Genomic DNA, 15,356 nt, shown 5'->3' on the forward strand with positions numbered 1-15,356 from the left:
GGGCTTTCGCGTGGTAGGTCGGCCCGTTGTAACGCCCGGCCACCTCATTCCTGTTACTTGTGTGTTTCCGCCACATAGCTCGTGGGTGACGTCACTTCTAGCGTGAGCCGACACGAAGAAGTTCTCTCCCTCCGAGTCCTCATGTGGAGTCGCAATGACGGTCCGGACGACGCGGCGGGTGTTCCTCTCCGCCGCCACGATGATGGCCGCGGCGTTGGCCGCCACGGCCTGTGGCAGCCCGCAGGACACCGCCACCGGCGGCGGCGACAGCGCCGCACCGGTCAAGGTCGGCCTGGTGTACTCCCAGTCGGGAGCCCTGGCCAGCTATGGAAAGCAGTACAGCGAGGGTTTCAAGGCGGGGCTCGACTTCGCCACCCAGGGCACCGGCAAGGTCGGTGACCGGAAGATCGAGCTGACCGAGGTCGACGACGCGGGCGACCCGGCCAAGGCGGTCTCCGCGGCGAAGGACCTGATCGGCAAGGGCACGAAGATCATTGCCGGCTCCACCGCCTCCGGCGTGGCGCTCCAGGTCGCGCCGATCGCGGCGCAGAACAAGGTCCTGTTCATCTCCGGACCGGCCGCCACCGACGCGGTGACCGGTGCGAACAAGTACACCTTCCGCTCCGGCCGCCAGTCCTACCAGGATGTGGTGACCGCCAAGTCGTTCATCGGCGACCCGTCCGGCAAGAAGGTCGTGGTCTTCGCCCAGGACGGCGCGTTCGGCGACGCCAACGAGGCCGCCGTCAAGGCGGTCATCGGCGGCGCTGGCGCCACGGTGAGCAGCGTCCGGGCGCCGGCCAGCGCCACCGAGTTCACCCCGTTCGCCAGCCAGATCAAGACGGCGAAGCCGGATCTGCTCTTCGTCGCCTGGGCCGGTACCACCGCCCCGGCCATGTGGCAGAGCCTCGACCAGCAGGGCGTGCTCTCCTCCACCACGGTCGTCACCGGCCTGGACATCCGTTCGTCCTGGCCGACGTTCGGCGCCGCCGGCACGAAGATCTCCTTCCTGTCGCACTACTTCGACGGGGCCAGCGACACCGAGGCGTCCAAGGCCGCCAAGGCGAAGATCCCCGGCGGCACGCTGGACCTGTTCCACCCGGACGGCTTCGCCGCCGCCCAGATGGTGGTCCGCGCCGTGCAGGAGGGCGGGGACGACGTCGACAAGATGGTGACCGCCCTGGAGGGCTGGAGCTTCGACGGGGTCAAGGGCAAGATGACCATCCGGGCCGCGGACCACGCGCTGCTCCAGCCGATGTTCCAGGCCAAGCTGACCGGCAGCGGCACCGCCTTCACGGCAACCGCGCAGAAGAGCCTCACCGGTGACGAGTCCGCGCCGCCGGCCGTGGCCATGAAGGGCTGAACCATGCTCGCCACCCGCGGTCTGACCTGGCGGATCGGTGAGGTCGCCATCGTCGACAGCGTCTACCTCGACCTGGCGCCCGGGGAGTTCCTGGGCGTGATCGGGCCGAACGGCGCCGGCAAGACCTCACTGTTCAACCTGATCACCGGCCTGCGCCAGGCCACGGAGGGCCGGATCACCCTGGACGGGCAGGACATCGGGGCGCTCCCGCCGCACCGGCGGGCACGCCTCGGGCTGGGCCGTACCTTCCAGGCGTCCTCGGTCTTCGGCTCGCTCAGCGTGCGGGAGAACGTCCGGCTCGCCGTGCAGGCGCACCGCGGGGGCTCGATGAAACTGTGGCGGCGGGCGGCGGCCGACCGGGAGGTGGCCGCCGCCGCCGACGCGGCGCTCGACCGGGTCGGTCTCGGCCACCGGGGTACGGCGCTGGCCGGCACCCTGGCGCACGGCGAGAAGCGCAAGCTGGAGATCGCTCTGCTGCTCGCCGGCGAACCGCGGGTGATGCTGCTGGACGAGCCGATGGCCGGGGTCAGCGCCGAGGACGTGCCCGAGCTGGTCTCGGTGATCAAGTCGTTGACCGGGGACAGCGGCCGGGCGGTGCTGATGGTCGAGCACCACATGGACGTCATCCTGGAGTTGGCCGACCGGATCGCCGTCATGCACCACGGCGCGCTGCTGGCCTGCGACACCCCGGAGACGGTGATGGCCAACCCCACCGTGCAAGAGGCCTATCTCGGAGAGTCGCTATGACCGAGCCGATCCTCAACGTGGAGGACCTGTCGGTCCGGATCTCCGGGCTGCACATCCTCCAGGGGGTGTCCTTCACGGTCGCCCCGACCGGCGTGACCGTCCTGCTCGGCCGCAACGGCGTTGGCAAGACCACCACGCTGCGCGCGATCGTCGGCCTCACCCCGCCCGCCGGGGAGATCCGCGGCACCATCCGGATGGGCGCGCAGAGCCTGCTGGCCCGCCCCACCCACCGGCTGGTTCGCGGCGGGCTCGGCTATGTGCCCGAGGACCGCTGCGTGTTCGCCGGCCTCACCGTCGCGGAGAACCTGCGGCTCGCCGAGCGGCGCGGCGTGATCCCGGCGTACGACAAGGTCTTCGCGCTCTTCCCGGAGCTGGACCGGCGCGGACGGCAACGGGCCGGTTCGCTCTCCGGCGGGCAGCAGCAGATGCTCGCGATCGGCCGGGTGCTGCTCAACGACAACCGGCTGCTGCTGGTCGACGAGCCGACCAAGGGGTTGGCGCCGAAAGTGGTGACCGAGGTGGCCGAGGTGCTGGAACGGGTCGCGGAGTCGGTGCCGGTGCTGCTCGTCGAGCAGAACCTGGCAGTGGTACGGCGGCTGGCCCGAGACGCGGTGGTGCTGGCAGCCGGCAAGGTCGCCTGGACCGGCGACGCCCGCGAGTTGCTGCTGGAGACCGCGCTGACCAAGTCGCTGCTCGGCGTCGGCTCGGCGGAGGTGGCGCACTGATGGGCACCGTCATCCTGTTGACGCTGACCGGGCTCGGCCTGGCAGCGCTGTACTTCCTGGTCGCCTCCGGGCTGTCCCTGGTCTTCGGCCTGGCCGACGTGCTCAACTTCGCGCACGGGCTGTTCCTCGGTGTAGGCGCGTACGCCACCTGGTGGGCGGCGGGCAACCTGCCGGGCGCCGGTGGTGACGGGTTCGGCTTCGTGCTCGCGGTCGCGTTCGGGGTGGCCGCCGGCACGCTGGTGGCGGTGCTGGTCGAGCTGGTGCTGATTCGCCCGCTCTACTCCCGCACCATCGAGCAGGTGCTGGTCACCGTCGGCCTGTCGCTGGCCGGGGTGGCGCTGCTCCAGGCCACCTGGGGTGCGGACGCCCGACCGTTCCCCCGCCCCGACTGGACCCGGCAGGTCACCGGGATCCTCGGTGCGCAGGTGCCGAACGGCGGCCTGCTGCTGATCATCGCGGCGGTGCTGGTGCTCGGCGCGCTGCTGGCCTTCCTGCGCTGGACCCGGTACGGCCTGGTGATCAGGGCCGGAGTGGAGAACCGGGAGATGGTGACCGCGCTCGGCATCGACGTGCGTAAGGCGTTCACCCTCGTCTTCGCGATCGGTGGGGCGGCCGCCGCGCTCGCCGGTGCACTCGGCGGGGTCTACTTCGGCACCGTCTCGCCCGGGCAGGGCAGCTCACTGCTGATCTTCGCGTTCATCGTGGTGGTGATCGGCGGGATGGGCTCGGTGGTCGGCTCCGCGTACGCGGCGGTCGTGGTCGGGCTGGTCCAACAGTTCGTCAACTACTACGGCACGTCCGGTCTGGGCGACATCTGCGTGGTCGGGCTGCTGGCCGTCGTGCTGCTGCTGCGTCCGCAGGGCATCGCCGGAAAGGTGGCAACGGCATGACGAACTCCGTGGTCGACGCGCCCCCCGCGCAGGTACCCGACGAGCTGACCCCGCAGCGGGGGCGGTGGCACCGTGTCCGTCCGTTCCTGCCGCTGGTCGCGCTGGCCGTCTTCGCGATCCTGCCGTACTCGACGATCTCCCTGCCGGGGATCTTCGAGGGGCCGGTCAACTCGCCCGGCACCCTGCAACTGCTCGCCATCTGCCTGATCTTCGGCGGGCTGGCCGCCGGGTACGACCTGCTCTTCGGCCGGACCGGGATGCTCTCCTTCGGGCACGCGCTGTACTTCGCCGCTGGCGTGTACGGCACCGACATCCTGGTCACCCGGGCCGGCCTGCCGCTCTGGCAGGCGGCGCTGTTGACCGTCACCGGCGGCACGATTCTCGCCGCGCTGCTCGGCGCGGTGGCGCTGCGTACCGTGGGCATAGCGTTCGCCATGGTCACGTTGGCCTTCGCCCAGGTCGGGGCGATCCTGGTGGCACGGGACTTCGGCGGGCTGACCGGCGGCGAGGAGGGCCTGCCGCTGGATGTGTCCGGGCTGCCCGCCGGGCTGGTGGGGGTGACCAACACTGTCAACCTGTACTGGCTGGCGCTGGCGTACCTGACCCTGGTGGTCTTCGTGGTGCACCGGGTGAGCGGTTCGCCGACCGGGCGGGTGCTGGCCGGGCTGCGCGACGACGAGCGGCGGATCGGCGTGCTCGGGCTGGACCCGTACCGCTACAAGCTGGTGGCGTTCACCCTGGCCGGCGGGCTCGCGTCGGCCGGCGGGGTGGTCTACTGCCTGATCGTCGGCGGCGCGTCGCCGCACATCACGTCCTCCGAGCTGACCCTGTCGCTGCTGGTCATGGTGGTGCTCGGCGGGCCGGGCACCCGGTGGGGGCCGGTGCTCGGCGGCGTCCTCTACATGTACCTGGACCACCGGCTCACCGCCTTCGGCACCTCCGACGCGGTCGACAAGCTGCCCGCCGTCCTGAGTCACCCCCTGAGCCAGCCCCTGTTCGTCCTCGGCACCGTCTTCATCCTGGCCGTCTACTTCTTCCCCGGCGGCCTGGCCAGCCTGGCCCCCCGCCTGTCCCACCTCCGCAAATCCCTCCGCCCCTCACGCTGACCCCCCACCCCCTCACGCTGACCCCCCACCCCGTCGATCATGAAGTTATTGCCACGACGCGCCGTGGCCGAGGGCGATAACTTCATGATCGACGGGGTTCTCTGCATGGGGAGGTCGGGAGATGGACGGACGGGTTGCGGTTGTTAGTGGGGGCGGGACTGGGATTGGCGCGGCCGTTGCGGGGGTGCTCGCGGGGGATGGGTACGACGTTCTGATCGTCGGGCGGCGGGCGGACGTGTTGGCGAATACCGCCGAACGGATTTCCGCCGGCTGTGGTCGTACCGACGCCGTCACCACCGTTACCGCCGACCTGACCGACCCGGGGCAGCTCGGTCGGGTTCTCGCGGCGATCGGCGACCGGCGGGTCGACGTGGTGGTCAACAACGCTGGCGGCTACCTCGGCGGGGACACCGGCACGCTCGCCGGGACGGCCGCGCACTGGCGGGCCAACCTGGACGCCAACGTGCTCACCGCCGTGCTGCTGACCGAGGCGCTGCGTCCGGCCCTGCGTCGCCCCGGCGGCCGGGTGATCCTGGTCAGCTCGATCGCCGCCCAGCGCGGCGGCGCCGGGGCGTACTCGGCGGCGAAGGCGGCGCTGCACGGCTGGGCGTACGACCTGGCCGCGCAGTTCGGCCCGGAACAGATCACGGTCAACGTGGTGAGCCCCGGCTATGTCGCCGAGACCGAGTTCTTCGGTGCCCGGATGACTGCCGAGGGGCACGCCAAGCGGGTGGCGGCGACCCTGGTCGGGCGGGCCGGAGTGCCGGACGACATCGCCGAGGCCGTTCGCTATCTCGCCAGCCCGGCTGCCGGTTACGTCACCGGTCAGGTGCTCGGCGTCAACGGGGGCTCGGTCCTCGGCCGCTGAGCACACAAGCGTCCAGGTACGACAGAAGGGGCGGCGGCCCCCCGTGTGGCCGCCGCCCTCCCTGCGTCGTGGGTCAGTTGTTCAACATCTCGTACGCCATCTTCGGTGCGTTCGTCGCGGCGGCGCCGGTCGGAACGCTGATCTTCGGAGTGCTGCCGTAGTCGGCGTACGTGACCACGTAGTCGTACGCCTTCGCCTTGCCAGCGGCCGGGATCTTCAGCGTCAGCGAGGCCAGGTGCTTGTCCGCACCGACCACGGCGGTGAACGGAACCTTCTTGGCGGCCTCGCCGAGCGCCGCCGCCTCACCGTCATCCAGCGCCTTCGCCGCTTCCGTGTCGCTCACGTCGATGAATCCGACGTACCGCCCGGCGCTCTGCTCCTCGACGGAGGTTGCCGCCTGGATGAGCGGACCAGCGTTGCCCTGGTCCACGCCGTCGTAGGTCGGGATACTCCCGCCATCGGTCAGCTTCGTGCGGTCCAGCTTCATCCACTTGTCCGGGAACTTCGGCAGGCCCGGGCGGCCGCTGAACTTTGCCTTTATCCAGTTCTCGTCCTCGATCACCAGGAACGACATCTTCACGACGATGCCGTCGGAGTCCGGCGCCATGGTGGTGTTGAGTTCGAACGCCTTCGCCTCCGGGTCGATCCGGCCGCTGAGCGTGCTGGACGAGTCCTTGCCGCTGAACCGGAACGCCCCCTCGGTGCCATCCGGAACGGCGTCCAGGAGCGCGTCCTTCGGGCTGGCACTCGGGCTGGCGGTCGGGCTGCTCTGCGGTGCCGCGGTCAGCTCGTCCTTGGACCCGCAACCCGCGAGCAGGGTGGTCGTGGCCAGCACGGCGGCGACCGTGCCGACCGTCCGTCGGATGGTGCCGGCGGTGCCCGTTGCCTGTGTCATCGCACTTCTCTTTCTCGCTGCGTGGCTTCTGCCGACGACGAGGTTGCCGGCCGGCACGGCGGTCCGGCTGCCGATATGCTGCCGTCCGGCTGCCGGGCACTGCCGTCCGGCGCCCTCGGGGGTGTCAGGAGCGGAAACTCGCATGTCAGGAACGCTGCGTTTCGAGATCCTCGGGCCTCAGCGGGCCTGGTACGCCGACCGCCAGCTCGATCTCGGCCCCGGTAAGCAGCGCGCCGTGCTGGCCGTACTGCTGCTCTCCGCCGGTCGCTCGGTCTCCACCGGACAGATCGTCGAGGCGGTGTGGCCGGACGATCCGCCCGCGAACGGCCCCAACGTGGTGCAGAAGTATGTCGCTGGACTGCGTCGGGTGTTGGAGCCCGACCGGTCGCCGCGTACGCCGGGGCAGGTGTTGAGCCTCACCGACGCGGGTTACCTGCTCCGGGTGGATCCCGAGGCGGTGGACGCCGTCCGCTTCGAACGGGGCGTCCAGGCCGCACGGCAGCGGCACGCGGCCGGACGTACGGAGCAGGCGCTGGCCGAGCTGACCGCTGCCCTGGACCTGTGGCGGGGAGAGCCGTTCGCCGGCGTCCCCGGAGGAGTCTTCGAGGCTGCCCGGCACCGACTGGTGGAACTGCGGGCCGTTGCTCTGGAGACCCGCGTGGAGCTGGAACTGGACAGCGGGCGGCATCGCGAGCTGGTCGGCGAGCTGGTCGAGCTGGTGGCCGAGTTCCCGGTCCGGGAGCGGCTGCGCCACCAGTACATGCTGGCGCTGTACCGCAGCGGACGGCAGGCGGAGGCGCTGGCCGCGTATCGGGAGATCGACAGCTTCCTCCGCGAGGAGTACGGCATCGGGCCCGGTGCGGCGCTCCGCGAGCTGCACGGGCGGATACTGCGCGCCGACCCGACCCTCACCGCTGGCGTCCCGGAATCGGGGTGGCCCGCTTCGGCTCCCGCCGCACAGCAGGTGGAGAGCATGGTGCCCCCGGTGCCGGCGCATCCGTCCGCCGACACACATCCGACTGCCCCGGCCCTCAACCCGACCGTGCCGCCCCCCGCTTCACCGCCCGCCTCGACCGCCCCGATCCAGGCGTCGGCCCCGCCGTTCTCGGCGGCCGTTCCGCCCTACGCGGATCTCCCCTCGCCGCTGTACCCCGCGCTGGGTGGTCTGTCCGCCGGCCCGCCTTCCCCGTTCGGGGTCGACCAGCCGCGCCAGGAGCGGCACCCGCTGCCGACGTGGGTGAGCACCACGGCCACCGTCGCCGGCACCCTCCTGCCACTGCTGTCGTTCGGCACCGGGACCTGGCTGGTGATGCTGGCGTACGCGGTGCGGCGGCGCAGTCGACGGCTCGGCCTTGCGGCCGTCGGCTATCTCATCACCGCGTCGCTGCTGGTCTACATGATCGCCACCGACGACCTCGAGACGGAGGACTCGGCGGCGGAGGCGTTCTTGGGGCTCGGCGTGATCGGTCTCTGCTGGGTGGTGGGCGCCGCGCACGTGGTACTGCTCAACCGATGGGTCTGGGGACGGGTCACCGGGCGGCCGCTCGTGGCCCAGGCGCGCGACGAGGAGCGACGGGTTCGCCGCCAGCAGGCGCGGAACCTGCTGCACCGCTACCCCTCGGCGCGTCAGGAGTTCGCCATCGGCCGACCGGACCTGGCCCGCGCCTTCGACGACGGCGGGCTCATCGACGTCAACGCCGTACCCGACCACGTACTCGCCACACTGCCCGGGCTCACCGACGCGCAACGCCGGCAGGTGGCGATGGACCGGTGGGTACGCGGCCCGTACGCGTCGATGGAGGAGCTGGCCGCGCGCTGCCCGCTGCCGCTCGCGGTTACCGACGCGCTTCGCAGCGTCCTGCTCTTCCTGCCGCCACCCGCCCCGCCCACAGGCACCCCCGCGGCGGTGAAGGCGGAGCCAGCCGGGCCCCGATGATCGCGGGGTTTTCCGGTGGGGCTGGTAGAAATGCCGGGTGAGCGAAGAGCGGGCGGCGGTACGGGAGCGGGCCGAGGCGGTGCTGCGCCGGCTGGCCGGTGACCATGCCCGGCTGCGCGAAGATCAGTGGCGGGCCATCGAGGCGCTGGTGGTCGACGCGCGCCGGGTGCTCTGCGTCCAACGCACCGGCTGGGGCAAGTCGGCGGTCTACTTCGTGGCCACCGCGCTGCTACGCCAGGGCGAGCGCCCCGCCGGCCCGACGGTGATCGTGTCGCCGCTGCTGGCGCTGATGCGCAACCAGGTCGAGGCGGCCGCCCGGGCCGGCATCCGGGCCCGCACGATCAACTCGGCGAACCTCGACGAGTGGGACGAGATCACCGCGGAGATCCAGGCCGGCGCGGTGGACGTGCTGCTGATCAGCCCGGAACGGCTGAACAACCCGGATTTCCGCGACGGGGTGCTGCCAAAGCTCGCCGCGACCACCGGGCTGCTGGTGGTCGACGAGGCGCACTGCGTCTCCGACTGGGGGCACGACTTCCGGCCGGACTACCGGCGGCTCCGCACGTTCCTCGGCAACCTGCCCGAGCGCACCCCGGTGCTGGCCACCACCGCCACCGCCAACGCCCGGGTCACCCAGGACGTGGCGGAGCAGTTGGGGGACGCCCTCGTCCTGCGCGGCACGCTGGACCGCGAGTCACTGCGCCTCGGCGTGCTCGACCTGCCCACCCCGGCGCACCGGCTGGCCTGGCTCGCCGACCACCTGGACCAGCTGCCCGGCTCCGGCATCATCTACACGCTGACCGTCGCGGCGGCGGGGGAGACGGCCGAGTTCCTGCGTACCCGGGGCTACCCGGTGGCCTCGTACACCGGGCAGGCCGACGACGCCGACCGGCGGGCCGCCGAGCAGGACCTCCTGGACAACAAGATCAAGGCGTTGGTCGCCACGAGCGCGCTCGGCATGGGCTTCGACAAGCCAGACCTGGGCTTCGTGGTCCACCTCGGCGCGCCACCCTCGCCGATCGCGTACTACCAGCAGGTCGGCCGCGCCGGCCGGGCCGTCGAGCACGCCGAGGTGCTGCTGCTGCCCGGCGCCGAGGACGCCGCGATCTGGCGCTACTTCGCCTCGCTGGCGTTCCCGCCCGAGCAGCAGGTCCGGGCCGTACTGGCTGCCCTGCACAGCGACCGACCGCTCTCCACCCAGGCACTCGAACCGCTGGTCGACCTCCGTCGGGCCCGGTTGGAGCTGATGCTCAAGGTGCTCGACGTGGACGGCGCGGTCCGCCGGGTGCGCGGTGGCTGGCTCGCCACCGGCGAGCCCTGGGTCTACGACGAGGCCCGGTTGCGGCGCGTCGCCGAGGCGCGCACCGCCGAGCAACAGGCCATGCGGGAGTACGCGACCACGTCCGGCTGCCGGATGCGGTATCTGCGGGAGTGCCTGGACGATACCGGGACAGCCGACTGCGGTCGGTGTGACCGGTGCGCTGACCCGCTGTTCTCCTCGGACGTGTCGACGGCCGCGCTGACCGCCGCGCAGACGTTCCTGGGCCGACCCGGCGTGGAGATTGCCCCGAAGAAGCTCTGGCCGACCGGGCTGGACGCGGTGGGCGTACCCCTGAAGGGCCGGATCCCCCCGACGGAGCAGGCGCTGCCGGGCCGGGCCGTCGGGCGCCTCTCCGACCTGGGGTGGGGTGGCCGGCTGCGCGGCCTGGTCGGCCCGGACGCGCCCGACGCGCTGGTGCCCGACGACGTGGCCGGCGCCGTGGTGGAGGTGCTGAAGGCGTGGGCGCACGGCGACGACCCGTGGCCTCGCCGCCCGGTGGCGGTGGTCGCGGTTGGTTCCCGTCGGCGGCCCCGGCTGGTCGGCTCGCTGGCCGAGCGGGTCGCCGCCGTGGGCCGGCTGCCGCTGTTGGGCGAGGTCACCCGGACCGGTCCGGGCGGCCCCGGCGGGCCGCGCGGCAACAGCGCCCAGCGGGTACGCGCGCTGCACGACGCGTTCACCGTGCCGGCCGAGTTGGCCGACGCGCTGGCCGAACTGGCCGGGCCGGTGCTGCTCCTGGACGACCTGGTCGACTCGGGCTGGACGATGACGATGGTGACCCGCGCCCTACGCCGGGCCGGCGCGCCGGACGTGCTCCCGCTCGCCCTCGCCGTGGCCGGCTGAGCCCGCCGCGCGCTCGCGGCGGAAAAGTTCCCGGGCAGGACGGATTGCGACCGTCGCCACGCCGTCCCGACGTCGGCCGGGCCCGGCCCGGTGCGGCGGTACCGTGGGCAGCATGACCGATCAGCCCGTCGACGAGGCCGGCCACGCGTTGGACGCCGGCGGTGCCTGACCAGATCTCCGCCGCGCCGGACCGGAGCACGCTCCGACTGGCGCTGGTGGTCGGTGGGCTGGTGCTCGCGGTGCTGCTCGGCTTCGGCCTCGGCCGGATGAACGCCGACGGCGCCACCACCGCCGGTGGCTCGGCGCTGGCCGCCGACCACACCCACCCGGCGGGCACGGAGCCGCACGACCACGGCAGCGCCACGGGCACGGACCAGGGCGTGGGCAGCGAGCCGGGTGGCCTGTCGGTCAGCTCGGCCGGGTACACCCTGGCCCCGCTGGCCACCGAGTTCCTGGCCGGTCGCCCGGGGCAGCTCCGGTTCCAGGTACGGGACGCGCAGCGCCGGCCGGTCACCCGCTTCGCCGTCGTGCACGACAAGCCGTTGCACCTCATCGTGGTCCGCCGGGACCTGACCGGCTACCAGCATCTGCACCCGACCATGGCGCCGGACGGCACCTGGTCCGTGCCGCTGACCCTCGCGCAGCCCGGCGTCTGGCGGGCGTACGCCGACTTCACCGTGGTCGCCGACGACGGCGGCCAGACCGCGGTGACCCTCGGCGCGGACCTGGTCGCGCCCGGCGGGTACCAGCCCCGTGCGCTGCCGGCGCCAGCCACCTCGACGACGGTGGACGGGTTCACCGTCGGCTACCAGGGCAACCCGCAGGCCGGGGAGACGGTGCCGCTGACCTTCCGGGTCGACGCCGCTGGCGGCGCCGCACCGCTGGAGCGCTACCTCGGGGCGTACGGGCACCTGGTGGCGCTGCGCGAGGGCGACCTGGGCTACCTGCACGTGCACCCGGAGCCGGAGTTGGTGGACGGCCAGGTGAAGTTCTGGCTGACCGCCCCCGGCCCTGGCCGCTACCGCCTCTACCTCGACTTCCAGGTCGCCGCCAAGGTCCACACCGCCGAGTTCACCCTTACGGTCCCCTGACCCCGGCGGGGTAGGTCAGCCGGCGCGGCGGATGGGGCGGCGGGCCAGGTAGCGGAGGAGATCGCGGATGTGGTGCTTCTCCTCGGCGGGGACGGTGGGGTCGGCGAGCCGGTCCAGGATCGCCCGAACGTCCGCCTCGACCGGGCCCTCGTCGTTACGCCGGCGGGGTGCCGGGCCGGCGTCGGGCAGCCCGAGCGCCCGGAACGCGGCCGCGACCGGCAGGTCCAGTGCGGCGCAGAAGCCGCGGACCTTGGCCAGTTCGGGGTAGTCCTGCCAGTCACCGGCCAGCCAACGGAACACCGTGGAGCGGCCCACACCCGTGTGGGAGGCGAGGTCGGTCACCGTCCACCCGCGCTCGTCGCGAGCGTCATCGATGGCTCGCCGGACGAAGCGGGCGAACGCCATCTGCGGCGAAACGTCTGCGGAAGCCATCCTCGCGGGTCTTCTCCTCCCGGCCGGAGCACTGGGACGATGCGCCTTCCGAGGGTAGTACGCCCACAGCCGGAAACAATTGACTGACCGCACAAACTGTCCCGTTGATGGGACTTGTCTCAGGCAGCGAGCGACCGGACCCCGCCGAGGCGCCGTCCTCGTCAGGCGGCGGGCGGCTCGTCGGCGGCCAGCAGCGTCTGCAGCCGGGGAGTGACCCGCCACTGGTCCACCAGCTCGCGGTACTCCGCGCGCTGCGGGTCGGTGGCCCCGGTGCCGGTACGGCGGGCCCGGATCAGCAGGTTGCGCGGCGTGTGCTGGGAGTCCACGAACTCCACCACCTCGGCCCGGTACCCGTGCACCCGCAGCAGCCCGGCCCGCAGGGCGTCGGTGAGCACGTCGGCGAAGCGCTCGCGCAGGATGCCCTGTCGGGTCAGCAGCTCGTACGGGGCCGGGGCGGGGTGGGCGCGTAGCTGCTTCGCCAGGTCGTGGTGGCAGCAGGGCGCGGCGAGCACCCAGCGGGCCTCCCAGCGCACCGCGCGGGCCAGCGCCTCGTCGGTGGCGGTGTCGCAGGCGTGCAGCGCCAACACCAGGTCCGGTGCGGGGTCGACGACGGCGTCGGCGATCGTGCCGGCCACGAAGGTGACCCGGTCGGCCCAGCCCAGTCGCTGCGCCAGCTCGGTGTTGCGCCGCCGCTGGTCCTCCCGGACGTCCACGCCGATCAACTCGACGTCGAGCCCCCGACCGGAGAGATAGCGGTACGCGGCAAAGGTCAGGTAGGCGTTGCCGCAGCCCAGGTCGACCACCCGCAGCGGGCCGGTCAGCTCGTCGGGCAGGGTCGCGGCCAGGGCTCGCAGGAACGCGTCCACCTGGCGGCGCTTCGCCGCCGAGCCGCCGATCTCGGTGAAGATCTCGTCCCCGGGGTCCAGCAGGTACTCCTTCGCCCGGTCGTTCCCGCCCGGTGTCGCCGCCGGCCGCGCCGTCGCGGCCCGGTGCACCTGCGCTTCGCCCGACTTGGTCACCCGCAGCTGGAGCGTCGCGTCGGCCGTCTCCAGGTGCCAGTTGCCGAATGGCTCGGCCAGCAGTTCGTCGACCGCCGCGGCCGTTTCCGGTCCGGGGGCGACGTTGCGGGTGTACGGGCGGGCGCCGTCGGAGGTGGTGATCTGGAGCCGGGGCCCGGCCTTGAGCGTCACCGGCCGCAGCTCGGCCCGGACCACGGTGGGGCGGCGTCCGCGGCGGCGCCCGGCGGCGACCGCCCGGGTCAGCGCGGGGTCGAGTAGCAGCGCCCGGACCTCGGTGAGGGCGGCGTCGAGCGGTTCGGGCATCGTTCCATCTTCCAAAGGTGGGGTGGGAAGGGAACATCCCCCGTACCGCGCGGGGCGGTGCGGGGGATGTCGGGTGTGGCTGTGGGTCAGTCCGCGGTCGCCTCGGCCGGCGTACCCGCGCCGGAACCGCCACCACGGCGACGCCGGCGGCGACGCGGCTTCGACGGCTCACCGTCGGCGCTGGCGGCTGGCTCGGCCGGAGCCACCTCGGTGGAGATCACCGCGGTCGGCTCGCCCGCGACCGCCTCGCCGGCCCGGCGGCGACGCCGGCGGCGCGGGGTACGGGTGCCCTCCTCGTCGGCGGCGGTGTCCGCGGGTGCCTCGGCGGCCGGCGTGCCGGCGTCGGTGCTGTCCCGGCGGTCATCGCCCCGGCCGCGGCGCTCGCCCCGGCCGTCGCTCCTGCCCTCGCCGCGGCTCTCACCGCGTCGGGAGCCCCGGCCACCGCTGTCGCCCCGGCGGGAACGCGTCCCGCCCAGGTCCTCCTCGATCTCGGCCGAGAGCCCGGCCCTGGTCCGCTCCGCGGTGGGCAGGGTGCCGGCGACACTGGTGGAGATGAGCAGGTCGGTGTAGAGGTGCGGAGACGTGTGGTACGTCTCCGGCGGCTCCGGCATCTCCAGACCCAGGGTCTTGTCGATGATCCGCCAGCGCGGCATGTCGTCCCAGTCGACGAAGGTCACCGCGACACCGGTCGCGCCAGCCCGGCCGGTGCGGCCGATCCGGTGGGTGTAGGTGTCCTGGTCTTCCGGGCAGTCGTAGTTGATCACGTGGGTGACGCCGGTGACGTCCAGCCCGCGGGCTGCCACGTCGGTGGCGACCAGGATGTCGATCTTTCCGGCCCGGAACGCCCGCAGCGCCCGCTCGCGGGCACCCTGGCCGAGGTCACCGTGCACCGCGGCGACCGCGAACCCGCGGAAGTCGAGGTCCTCGGCGACCCGGTCGGCGGCCCGCTTGGTGCGAGTGAAGATCATGGTCAGCCCGCGCCCCTCGGCCTGGAGGATCCGGGCCACGATCTCGACCTTGTTCATCGAGTGGGTGCGGTAGACCAGCTGCTGGGTCTGCGGCGACGGGCCGGTCTCGGCGGTGTGGCCGGCGTGGATCGTCATCGGCTGGCGCAGGAAGCGCCGGGACAGGGTGACGATCGGGTCCGGCATGGTGGCCGAGAAGAGCATGGTCTGCCGATCCTCCGGCAGCATCGCCAGGATCTTCTCGACGTCGTCGAGGAAGCCCAGGTCGAGCATCCGGTCGGCCTCGTCGAGCACCAGCGCGTGTACGCGGTCCAGACGCAGGTGCTTCTGCTTGGCCAGGTCGAGCAGCCGGCCGGGGGTGCCGACCAGGACCTCGACGCCCTTGCGCAGCGCGTCGATCTGCGGCTCGTACGCCACGCCGCCATAGATCGGCAGCACCCGGACGCCCCGCGTCCGGCCGGCGGCGGCCAGGTCCTTGGCGACCTGGATGCCCAGCTCACGGGTGGGGACGACGACCAGTGCCTGCGGCACGCCGTCGCTGCCCTCGTTCGGCGCGAAGACCCGCTCCAGCAGCGGTACGCCGAAGCCGAGGGTCTTGCCGGTACCGGTGGGTGCCTGGCCGATCAGGTCGACGCCACGGAGCGCGATCGGGATCGCGTACTCCTGGATGGCGAAGGCGCGGGTGATGCCGGCCGCGGCCAGTGCCTCGACGGTCTCTTCGCGGGCGCCGAGTGCGGCAAAGGTGGGAGCCTCGGGTCGAACCGGGGCGGTGGGGGCCAGTTCCTGGCCGTCCATCAGATCTTGAGTCAGCTCGCTCATATGGATTTGGGGGTGCCCTCTCGTGGGTGCGCCCCATCA

Annotated in this window: 13 protein-coding genes; 9 read left to right on the forward strand and 4 right to left on the reverse strand. The window is 72.6% G+C overall.

Going from position 1 to position 15,356, the window contains the following annotated elements; genetic code table 11:
• Window positions 1-154: 154 nt before the first annotated feature.
• The 6 genes from OG990_RS32755 to OG990_RS32780 all read left to right on the forward strand — a co-directional run bounded on the left by OG990_RS32755 (window position 155) and on the right by OG990_RS32780 (window position 5,696).
• Window positions 155-1,360 (forward strand): substrate-binding domain-containing protein, encoded by a 1,206-nt coding sequence (locus OG990_RS32755; RefSeq protein ID WP_328420681.1) that lies wholly within the window; start codon window positions 155-157, stop codon window positions 1,358-1,360.
• Between the two features lie 3 nt (window positions 1,361-1,363).
• Entirely contained in the window at window positions 1,364-2,107 is a 744-nt protein-coding gene (locus OG990_RS32760; RefSeq protein WP_328420679.1) for an ABC transporter ATP-binding protein, read from the forward strand.
• Entirely contained in the window at window positions 2,104-2,832 is a 729-nt protein-coding gene (locus OG990_RS32765; protein WP_406078215.1) for an ABC transporter ATP-binding protein, read from the forward strand. Before OG990_RS32760 ends, OG990_RS32765 begins: the two co-directional genes overlap by 4 nt.
• On the forward strand, window positions 2,832-3,722 hold the full coding sequence (locus OG990_RS32770) for a branched-chain amino acid ABC transporter permease (protein WP_328420675.1): 891 nt from the start codon (window positions 2,832-2,834) through the stop codon (window positions 3,720-3,722). The genes OG990_RS32765 and OG990_RS32770 overlap by 1 nt, the downstream gene beginning before the upstream one ends.
• On the forward strand, window positions 3,719-4,828 hold the full coding sequence (locus OG990_RS32775) for a branched-chain amino acid ABC transporter permease (protein ID WP_328420673.1): 1,110 nt from the start codon (window positions 3,719-3,721) through the stop codon (window positions 4,826-4,828). The genes OG990_RS32770 and OG990_RS32775 overlap by 4 nt, the downstream gene beginning before the upstream one ends.
• Window positions 4,829-4,949: 121 nt before the next feature.
• The gene (locus OG990_RS32780) at window positions 4,950-5,696 is read left to right on the forward strand and encodes an SDR family NAD(P)-dependent oxidoreductase (RefSeq protein ID WP_406078216.1); all 747 of its coding nucleotides are present in this window, start codon (window positions 4,950-4,952) and stop codon (window positions 5,694-5,696) included.
• A gap of 73 nt (window positions 5,697-5,769) precedes the next feature.
• Here the strand turns inward: OG990_RS32780 and OG990_RS32785 are convergent, their stop codons facing one another.
• Window positions 5,770-6,591: a hypothetical protein gene (locus OG990_RS32785; RefSeq protein ID WP_406078217.1), complete on the reverse strand. Its 822-nt coding sequence runs from the start codon at window positions 6,589-6,591 to the stop codon at window positions 5,770-5,772.
• Window positions 6,592-6,733: 142 nt separating this feature from the next.
• On the opposite strand from OG990_RS32785, the gene OG990_RS32790 reads away from it, so the two are divergent.
• The 3 genes from OG990_RS32790 (at window position 6,734) to OG990_RS32800 (ending at window position 11,779) form a co-directional block, all read left to right on the forward strand.
• The gene (locus OG990_RS32790) at window positions 6,734-8,527 is read left to right on the forward strand and encodes a BTAD domain-containing putative transcriptional regulator (RefSeq protein WP_406078218.1); all 1,794 of its coding nucleotides are present in this window, start codon (window positions 6,734-6,736) and stop codon (window positions 8,525-8,527) included.
• Window positions 8,528-8,564: 37 nt separating this feature from the next.
• Window positions 8,565-10,688: a DEAD/DEAH box helicase gene (locus OG990_RS32795; protein ID WP_406078219.1), complete on the forward strand. Its 2,124-nt coding sequence runs from the start codon at window positions 8,565-8,567 to the stop codon at window positions 10,686-10,688.
• Window positions 10,689-10,849: 161 nt separating this feature from the next.
• Window positions 10,850-11,779 carry a hypothetical protein gene (locus OG990_RS32800; RefSeq protein WP_406078220.1) on the forward strand — a complete coding sequence of 310 codons (930 nt, stop codon included), beginning with the start codon at window positions 10,850-10,852 and terminating at the stop codon, window positions 11,777-11,779.
• Window positions 11,780-11,794: 15 nt separating this feature from the next.
• On the opposite strand, the gene OG990_RS32805 is transcribed toward OG990_RS32800, so the two are convergent.
• From OG990_RS32805 to OG990_RS32815, 3 genes are all read right to left on the reverse strand, one after another.
• Window positions 11,795-12,211, reverse strand: coding sequence for a helix-turn-helix domain-containing protein (locus OG990_RS32805; protein ID WP_328420661.1), 417 nt, complete (start codon window positions 12,209-12,211; stop codon window positions 11,795-11,797).
• A 161-nt stretch (window positions 12,212-12,372) separates the two neighbouring features.
• Complete coding sequence (locus OG990_RS32810; RefSeq protein ID WP_406078221.1) at window positions 12,373-13,533, reverse strand: class I SAM-dependent methyltransferase; 1,161 nt, start codon at window positions 13,531-13,533, stop codon at window positions 12,373-12,375.
• Window positions 13,534-13,619: 86 nt separating this feature from the next.
• Entirely contained in the window at window positions 13,620-15,317 is a 1,698-nt protein-coding gene (locus OG990_RS32815; RefSeq protein ID WP_406078222.1) for a DEAD/DEAH box helicase, read from the reverse strand.
• Between the last annotated feature and the right edge of the window lie 39 nt (window positions 15,318-15,356).

Origin of the sequence: Micromonospora sp. NBC_00858 (genome assembly GCF_045207365.1) — a bacterium.
Classification (GTDB): Bacteria; Actinomycetota; Actinomycetes; order Mycobacteriales; family Micromonosporaceae; genus Micromonospora.

Bases quoted from the DNA above. Each gene is read 5' to 3' on its own strand.
- OG990_RS32755 (WP_328420681.1), top strand. From the start codon at position 155: ATGACGGTCCGGACGACGCGGCGGGTGTTCCTCTCCGCCGCCACGATG.
- OG990_RS32785 (WP_406078217.1), bottom strand. From the start codon at position 6,591: ATGACACAGGCAACGGGCACCGCCGGCACCATCCGACGGACGGTCGGC.
- OG990_RS32775 (WP_328420673.1), top strand. From the start codon at position 3,719: ATGACGAACTCCGTGGTCGACGCGCCCCCCGCGCAGGTACCCGACGAG.
- OG990_RS32810 (WP_406078221.1), bottom strand. From the start codon at position 13,533: ATGCCCGAACCGCTCGACGCCGCCCTCACCGAGGTCCGGGCGCTGCTA.
- OG990_RS32805 (WP_328420661.1), bottom strand. From the start codon at position 12,211: ATGGCTTCCGCAGACGTTTCGCCGCAGATGGCGTTCGCCCGCTTCGTC.
- OG990_RS32770 (WP_328420675.1), top strand. From the start codon at position 2,832: ATGGGCACCGTCATCCTGTTGACGCTGACCGGGCTCGGCCTGGCAGCG.
- OG990_RS32760 (WP_328420679.1), top strand. From the start codon at position 1,364: ATGCTCGCCACCCGCGGTCTGACCTGGCGGATCGGTGAGGTCGCCATC.
- OG990_RS32815 (WP_406078222.1), bottom strand. From the start codon at position 15,317: ATGAGCGAGCTGACTCAAGATCTGATGGACGGCCAGGAACTGGCCCCC.
- OG990_RS32765 (WP_406078215.1), top strand. From the start codon at position 2,104: ATGACCGAGCCGATCCTCAACGTGGAGGACCTGTCGGTCCGGATCTCC.
- OG990_RS32780 (WP_406078216.1), top strand. From the start codon at position 4,950: ATGGACGGACGGGTTGCGGTTGTTAGTGGGGGCGGGACTGGGATTGGC.
- OG990_RS32790 (WP_406078218.1), top strand. From the start codon at position 6,734: ATGTCAGGAACGCTGCGTTTCGAGATCCTCGGGCCTCAGCGGGCCTGG.